6 protein-coding genes are annotated in these 8119 nt (G+C 65.1%); 5 read left to right on the top strand and 1 reads right to left on the bottom strand.

Going from position 1 to position 8119, the window contains the following annotated elements; translation table 11 throughout:
• Positions 1-69: 69 nt before the first annotated feature.
• Positions 70-1737 carry a DNA repair protein RecN gene (recN, locus tag ABB27_RS10050; RefSeq protein ID WP_057628564.1) on the bottom strand — a complete coding sequence of 556 codons (1668 nt, stop codon included), beginning with the start codon at positions 1735-1737 and terminating at the stop codon, positions 70-72.
• 185 nt (positions 1738-1922) lie between these two features.
• Here recN and grpE point away from each other — a divergent pair, with 185 nt between their 5' ends.
• From grpE to ABB27_RS10020, 5 genes are all read left to right on the top strand, one after another.
• A complete protein-coding gene (gene grpE, locus ABB27_RS10045) occupies positions 1923-2438 on the top strand; it encodes a nucleotide exchange factor GrpE (protein WP_057628563.1) in 516 nt (171 codons plus the stop codon).
• Positions 2439-2583: 145 nt separating this feature from the next.
• A complete protein-coding gene (dnaK, locus tag ABB27_RS10040; RefSeq protein WP_057628562.1) occupies positions 2584-4500 on the top strand; it encodes a molecular chaperone DnaK in 1917 nt (638 codons plus the stop codon).
• A gap of 133 nt (positions 4501-4633) precedes the next feature.
• Entirely contained in the window at positions 4634-5761 is a 1128-nt protein-coding gene (dnaJ, locus tag ABB27_RS10035; protein ID WP_057628561.1) for a molecular chaperone DnaJ, read from the top strand.
• A gap of 222 nt (positions 5762-5983) precedes the next feature.
• Positions 5984-6892 carry a pyridoxal kinase gene (gene pdxY / locus ABB27_RS10025; protein WP_057628559.1) on the top strand — a complete coding sequence of 303 codons (909 nt, stop codon included), beginning with the start codon at positions 5984-5986 and terminating at the stop codon, positions 6890-6892.
• Positions 6889-8004, top strand: a complete 1116-nt coding sequence (locus tag ABB27_RS10020) for a prephenate dehydrogenase (RefSeq protein WP_057628558.1) — start codon at positions 6889-6891, stop codon at positions 8002-8004. Before pdxY ends, ABB27_RS10020 begins: the two co-directional genes overlap by 4 nt.
• Positions 8005-8119 lie beyond the last annotated feature (115 nt).

Genomic DNA, 8119 nt, shown 5'->3' with positions numbered 1-8119 from the left:
AAGCCCAAAGCCAAAGCCAAAGCCAAAGCCAAAGCCAAAGCCGGCCTTGCCGCTCTCAGGCCTAAGGCCTCAGGCCTCAGTCAACAGCTTCCGCGCCGCGGCCCGTGCTTCCTTGCTGACCTCAGCGCCACCCAGCATCCGCGCCAGCTCTTCCTCGCGGCCCTTGGCATCCAGCAGCTCAACCGCGCTCTGGGTCATGCCTTCCACCGGGGCCTTGCTTACCCGATAGTGGGCGTGGCCCTTGGAGGCGACCTGCGGCAGGTGGGTGACGCAGAGCACCTGGCGGCGCTCACCCAGGGCGCGCAGTTTCTTGCCGACGATGTCGGCAATGGCGCCGCCAATGCCTGAATCCACTTCGTCGAAAACCATCGTCGGCACCGCATCCAGGCCCAGCGCGGCCACTTCGATCGCCAGCGAGATGCGCGACAACTCGCCGCCCGAGGCCACCTTGCGCAGGGCGCGGGCGGGCTGACCGGCGTTGGCGGCCACCAGGAATTCGACCCGCTCGGCGCCATTCGGATCCGGGCGCAGCTGTGCCTGTGGCTCCAATTCGATGCGGAATTGGCCGCCGCCCATGCCCAGCTCGCCGATCAACGTGGTGGTGGTGTCCGAAAGCGAGGCAGCAGCGGCTTGGCGGCTGCTGGAAAGGGTGGCGGCCACGGCCTGCCAGCGGGCGGCGGCCTTGTCGATCTCGCCGGCCAGCTTGGCCAGGCGCTCGTCGGCGCCGCGCAGCTGTTCCAGTTCGGCTTCCAGGCGGTCACGGGTGGCGGCAAGCTCTTCCATGGGTACGCGGTGCTTGCGGGCCAGGTCGTGCAGGCGGCTGAGCCGGCGTTCGATGTCTTCAAAGGCTTCCGGGTCGCTGTCCAGGTCGTCCTGGACCCGGTCCAGCTGGGCAAGCGCTTCGTGCAGCTGGATGCCGGCGGCATCGAGCATGGCGTCGACGTCACCAAGCCGGGCATCGTGCTGGCTGACCCGGCCCAGCTCGTGCCGCACCTGTTGCAGCAGGGACAGCAGGGAGGGGCCGTCCTCATCGCCATTGAGCAGGCCGCCGGCGCGTTGGCAGGCCTCGATCAGCGCGGTTGAATGGGCTTGGCGGCGGTGGCTGGCGCCCAGCGCGACTATCGCTGCCGGCTCCAGTTCCTCGCGCTGCAGCTCGCCGAGCTGGTGTTCGAGAAAGCCGATCCGGTCGGAAACATCCCCTTGCTGGGACAGCGCATCGCGCTCGTCCAGCAGCGCCTGCCATTGGCTGGCGGCGCCACGCACGGCGGCACGCTCGGCCTCGTTGCGGGCGAAGGCGTCGAGCAGGGCCAACTGGCTGGGGCGCGAGAGCAGCGCCTGCTGGTCATGCTGGCCATGGATCTCGACCAGGAAGCCGGCCAGCTCGGACAGTTGCGACACCGGTACCGGGCGGCCGTTGATGAAGGCGCGGGAGCCACCGTCGGCGCGGATCACCCGTCGCAGCTGGCATTGCTCCTCGTCGTCGAGCTCGTTGTCGCGCAGCCAGCTGCGTGCCGGGGCGTCATCTTCCAGGCTGAATTCGGCCGACAGCTCGGCGCGGCTGGCGCCGTGGCGGACCACGCCGGAGTCGGCGCGCAGGCCGGACAGAAAGCCTAAAGCGTCCACCATCAATGACTTGCCGGCGCCGGTTTCACCGGAAACGACAGTCATGCCTGGGCCGAACTCCAGTTCGGTGGCGCGGACAACGGCAAAATCCTTGATCGATAGATGTCTGAGCATGGCTGGCAGGTCTAGGGGCCGCGCAAAACTAGCACGCGTGCCGGGCAGGTCAATGTAGGCGAGGCGATGGCCTGCCCAGATTAGGAACAATGCGTCTCACAGAGTGAGCCAGAGCCTTGAAACTTCCAGTACAGCCCACATACGGGGCGAGGTAGACGGCAGATCATCCGTCAGGGAAACCAGAAATGAACCAAGAGCACACTGAATTCGACCCCGAGAACACCGCCAACGGCGGTGACGACGCGCACCACGACCAGATCGAGGCGCTGCGCGCCGAGCTGGAACAGGTCAAGGCCGAATCGCTGCGCGAACGCGCCGATCTGGACAACCAGCGCAAGCGCGTGGCCCGCGACATCGAGCAGGCCCGCAAGTTCGCCAACGAAAAGCTGCTCGGCGACCTGCTGCCGGTGTTCGACAGCCTCGATGCGGGCTTGACCGCCGCTGGCGGCGAGCCCAACCCGCTGCGCGAAGGTATGGAGCTGACCTACAAGCAGCTGCTCAAGGTGGCTGCCGACAACGGTCTGGTCCTGCTGGATCCGGCCGGCCAGGCCTTCAATCCGGAGCATCACCAGGCCATCAGCCAGGTGCCTGCACCGGCCGGCGTGGCCCCGGGCGCGGTAGTGACCGTGTTCCAGAAGGGCTACCTGCTCAACGAGCGCCTGCTGCGGCCGGCGCTGGTTGTGGTGGCCCAGGCCGACTGATCGGCCGCGCTGGCTGGCCGCTGCCTAAATCAGGCGCGGCTGCCGGCAAACAGTGTTCCGGGGATGACTTGAATGTTATCAGGTCCTTCCCCATATCCCATTCATCCCCGGCGGCTGCCGGCAAACGAATCCTCAGGAGTCCCCCATGGGCAAGATCATTGGTATCGACCTCGGCACCACCAACTCGTGCGTGGCGATCATGGACGGCGGCAAGGCCCGCGTCATTGAAAACTCGGAAGGCGATCGCACCACGCCCTCCATCGTCGCCTATACCAAGGACGGCGAAGTACTGGTGGGTGCCTCGGCCAAGCGTCAGGCCGTCACCAACCCGAAGAACACCTTCTACGCGGTGAAGCGCCTGATCGGCCGCAAGTTCACCGACGCCGAAGTGCAGAAGGACATCGCCCACGTGCCGTACGGCATCCTGGCGCATGACAACGGCGATGCCTGGGTACAGACCAGCGATGCCAAGAAGATGGCACCGCAGGAAATTTCTGCCCGCGTGCTGGAAAAGATGAAGAAGACCGCCGAAGACTTCCTCGGTGAAAAGGTCACCGAAGCGGTCATCACCGTGCCGGCCTACTTCAACGACAGCCAGCGCCAGGCAACCAAGGACGCAGGCCGCATCGCCGGTCTGGACGTCAAGCGCATCATCAACGAGCCGACCGCGGCTGCCCTGGCCTATGGCCTGGACAAGGGTGACAACAAGGACCGCAAGATCGTTGTCTACGATCTGGGCGGCGGCACCTTCGACGTGTCGATCATCGAGATCGCCAACGTCGACGGCGAGAAGCAGTTCGAAGTGCTGGCCACCAACGGTGACACCTTCCTGGGCGGCGAAGATTTCGACAACCGCGTCATCGAGTACCTGGTTGAAGAGTTCCAGAAGGATCAGGGCATCGACCTGCGCAAGGATCCGTTGGCCCTGCAGCGCCTGAAGGACGCCGCTGAGCGCGCCAAGATCGAGCTGTCGTCCGCGCAGCAGACCGAAGTCAACCTGCCGTATGTCACCGCAGACGCCTCCGGTCCGAAGCACCTGAACATCAAGCTGACCCGCGCCAAGCTGGAAAGCCTGGTCGAAGAGCTGATCAAGAAGTCGATCGAGCCGTGCCGCGTTGCGTTGAATGACGCCGGCCTGCGTTCGAGCGACATCAGCGAAGTGATCCTGGTCGGTGGTCAGACCCGCATGCCGAAGGTGCAGCAGGCCGTGACCGAGTTCTTCGGCAAGGAACCGCGCAAGGACGTCAACCCGGACGAAGCCGTGGCACTGGGTGCCGCGATCCAGGGCGGCGTGCTGGGCGGCGACGTCAAGGACGTGCTGCTGCTGGACGTGACCCCGCTGTCGCTGGGTATCGAGACCATGGGTGGCGTGTTCACCAAGATCATCGAAAAGAACACCACCATCCCGACCAAGGCCTCGCAGACCTTCTCGACCGCCGAGGACAACCAGTCGGCCGTGACCGTGCACGTGCTGCAGGGTGAGCGCGAGCAGGCCCGCTACAACAAGTCGCTGGCCAAGTTCGACCTGTCCGGCATCGAGCCGGCACCGCGTGGCATGCCGCAGGTCGAGGTGTCCTTCGACATCGACGCCAACGGCATCCTGCACGTGTCGGCCAAGGACAAGAAGACCAACAAGGAACAGAAGGTCGAGATCAAGGCCGGTTCGGGTCTGTCCGAGGACGAGATCGCACGCATGGTCGCCGACGCGGAAGCCAACCGCGAAGAAGACAAGAAGTTCCAGGAGCTGGTGCAGACCCGCAACCAGGCTGACGGTCTGATCCACGCCACCCGCAGCGCCATCACCGAGCATGGCAGCAAGGTTGGCGGCGACGTGATCGGCAAGGTTGAAGCCGCACTGGCCGATCTGGAAACGGCAATGAAGGGCGACGACAAGGCGCAGATTGAAGCCAAGTCGAAGGTCCTGGAAGAAGCTGGTCAGGCGTTGTTTGCCGCCGCTTCGGCCGGTGAGCAGGGCCCGGCTCCGGGTGCTGATGCTGGCGCCCAGTCCAATGACGACGTGGTGGACGCCGAGTTCACCGAAGTCAAGGACGACAAGAAGTAAGCAAGGCCGGACTTGTGCCTGGGGATTCGGGATACGGAGCTGACGCTCCGGCTCCCGGGTCCCCTTCCGGTATCTGCAATACCCGGCTTTCCGAACCTGATTTCCAACCCCGATTCCAGAACCTCATGTGCCGATGAAACGCGATTATTACGAAGTACTGGGCGTAGCCCGCACCGCAACCGATGAAGAGCTGAAGAAGGCCTATCGCCGTTGCGCGATGAAGCACCACCCGGACCGCAACCCGGGCGATGCTGCTGCCGAATCCGCCTTCAAGGAATGCAAGGAGGCGTACGAAACCCTGTCCGACGGCAATAAGCGGCGCATGTACGACGCCCACGGCCATGCTGCGTTCGAGCACGGCATGGGTGGCGGCGGTGGTGGTCCGGGCGGCCCGGACATGAACGATATCTTCGGCGATATCTTCGGCAATATTTTCGGCGGAGGTGGCGGTGGTCCGCGCCAGCCGCGTCGCGGTGCCGATATCGGCTACGTGATGGAACTGGACCTGGAAGAAGCGGTGGCTGGCGTCGAGCGCCGCATCGAGATCCCGACCCTGGCCGAATGCGGTGATTGCGACGGCAGTGGCTCGGAAGACCGCAAGGTCGAGACCTGCAATGTCTGCGGTGGTCGCGGCCAGGTGCGCGTGCAGCGTGGCATCTTTGCCATGCAGCAGGCCTGCCACAACTGCGATGGTCGCGGTCAGATCATCAGCAAGCCGTGCAAAACCTGCCACGGCAACGGCCGTATCGAAGAAGACAAGGTGTTGTCGGTCAAAGTGCCGGCAGGCGTGGACACCGGTGACCGCATCCGCCTGCAGGGCGAAGGCGAAGCCGGCCCGGCCGGTGCACCGGCAGGTGACCTGTATGTGGAAGTGCGCGTGCGTGAGCATGCGATCTTCACCCGTGACGGTGACGACCTGCACTGCGAAGTGCCGGTGCGCATCTCGCAGGCAGCGCTGGGTGATTCGATCCGCGTGGCAACCCTGGGCGGTGAGGCGGAAATCCGCATCCCGGCCGAGACCCAGACCGGCAAGCTGTTCCGCCTGCGTGGCAAGGGTGTCAAGTCGGTGCGCAGCCGCACCGAAGGCGACCTGTACTGCCGCATCGTGGTGGAAACCCCGGTCAACCTGACCGCCGAGCAGCGCAAGCTGCTGGAGCAGTTTGAGTCCACGTTCAGCGGTGAAGAAGCGCGCAAGCACTCGCCGAAATCGGCCACCTTCATCGATGGCGTCAAGGGTTTCTGGGAACGCATGAAGTCCTGAGCGTCACTGTAGTGCCGAGCCATGCTCGGCATCAGCTCCACCGGTAGTGCCGAGCCATGCTCGGCAATGGCTTTACCGATAGAGGCCCTGCCGAGCATGGCTCGGCACTACATGATTCAAAAGCCGCGGCCTGCCGCGGCTTTTTTCGTTATGCCATCGGCGATTGGTTGCGCGCGCAAGCGTATGCAGTCGCAGCTTGTGCTGCGGACGTAGAATAGGGCGATGAACGAAGTCGACCACAGCCATCTCGTGCACGGTCGTCGGCAACGCCCGGATGGGCCGTCGCCGGTGGACGTGATCTCCGTGCAGTCCCAGCTGGTTTACGGCCATGCCGGCAACAGCGCGGCGGTGCCGCCGCTGCGTGCGCTGGGCCTGCGCGTCGCCGAAATTCCCACCACGCTGCTGAGCAATGCGCCGTTCTACGCGACACTGCGCGGCCGTGTGCTGCCGGCCGATTGGTTTGCCGAGCTGCTGCAGGGCGCCACCGAACGTGGTCTTCCGCAGCGCGCCGGCGCCCTGGTGTCCGGCTACTTCGGCAGCGTCGCCAACGGTGCTGCGTTCGCCGATTGGCTGGATGAGGTGCTGCCACTGTCACCGCAGTTGCGTTACTGCCTGGACCCGGTGATTGGCGATACCCATACCGGCCCCTATGTCGAGCCCGGGCTGGAAAAAATCTTCATCGAACGGCTGCTGCCGCACGCCTGGCTGGTGACGCCCAATGCCTTCGAGCTGGGCCGCCTGACCGGCATGCCGGCGTTGGAGCAGGACGACGCCATCGCTGCCTCGCGCAAGTTGTTGGAGCGCGGCCCGGAATGGGTGATCGCGCATTCGGTCTCCGGTGACCCTGGCGAGCTGGTGACCCTGGCCATTGGCCGCGAACAGATCTGGCGCTGGACCTCACCGCATCTGCCGGTGGATGTCGCCGGTACCGGCGACGTGCTGATGTCGCTGCTGGTCGCGTTCCTGCTCAAGGGCCATAGCTTCGAGGATGCGGTAAGCCGCGCCATCGCCGGTGTGCATGCGGCGTTGGAGGCGACCTTGGCCACCGGCGTGGAAGAGTTCGACGTGCTGGCGGCCGCACCGGCTGCCCTGGGTACGCCGTACCGGTTCCGCGCCGAGCGGCTGGCGTGAGTCTGCGCCCGGTCATCGGCATCGTCGGCAGCGGCGGTGCCTTCGGGCGTTGGCTGCGCGGTTTCTTCGAGTCGCGGATGGGCTTGCAGGTGATCGGTCATGATCCGATCGATCCTGCCTCGCAGACGCCAGAACAATTGCTGGAACAGGCCGATGTGCTGCTGTTCTCCGCGCCGATCCGGCATACGCCGGCACTGATCCGTCAATACATCCAGCAATCGGCCGGGCGTGAGCGCGGCAAGCTGTGGCTGGATGTCACCTCGATCAAGGCCGAGCCGGTGGCGGCCATGCTGGAATCGCAGGCCTCGGTGGCCGGCCTGCACCCGATGACCGCACCGCCCAAGGCGCCGACCTTGAAGGGCAGGGTGATGGTGGTCTGCGAGGCCCGCCTGGATGCACGTTGGCAGGCATGGCTGGACGAACTGTGCACCGCCCTGCAGGCCGAATGCGTGCGTGGCAGCGCCGAACACCATGACCGGGTGATGGCGCTGGTGCAGGCGATGGTGCACGCCACCCATCTTGCCCAGGCCGGCGTGCTGCGTGAGTACGCGCCGATGCTGGGCTCGCTCGCCGAATTGATGCCTTACCGTTCGGCCGCCTTCGAGCTGGATGCGGCGGTGATTTCACGCATCCTGTCGTTGAACCCGGCCATCTACGAAGACATCCAGTTCGGCAATCCGCACGCTGGCGAAGTGCTCGACCACCTGTTGCAGCAACTGCAGCAGTTGCGTGGGCTGGTGGGGCAGGGCGATGACGCCGCGCGTGCGGTCTTCCGCAAGCAGTACCTGGCCGACAACAAGACGGCCGTGGATGAGCAGACCCTGCGCGATGGCAATTACAGCTTCGAGCGCGTCGGCTACCTGCTGGCCGACCTGACCGACACCCGCGCGATGAGCGTGCATCTGCCGGAGGACCGCGCCGGTTCCTTGCGTGAGCTGCTGCATGTATTCGAGCGCCACGGCATCAGTCTGGCGTCGATCCATTCCTCGCGTACGCCCAGTGGTGAAGTGCATTTCCGCATGGGTTTCGTGCAGGCCTATGCCGCCGACGTGCTGCAAGCGGCGGCCGCGGAAATCAACAGCAGCGGTATTGGGCGCGTGCTGGAGCGCTAAAGCATTTGTAGGAGCGGCGTAAGCCGCGAAGCCAGATCATCGGCCGAAGCCGATAGCGCATTGCAATTGCGGAGGTGGGTTGTGGGAGCGGCGTAAGCCGCGAAGCTCACGCCAC

The sequence above is a fragment of the Stenotrophomonas terrae genome, assembly GCF_001431465.1.
GTDB lineage: Bacteria > Pseudomonadota > Gammaproteobacteria > Xanthomonadales > Xanthomonadaceae > Stenotrophomonas > Stenotrophomonas terrae.
The sequence above is the reverse complement of the archived record's forward strand: the minus strand, read 5'-3'. Positions and strand labels throughout refer to the sequence as shown.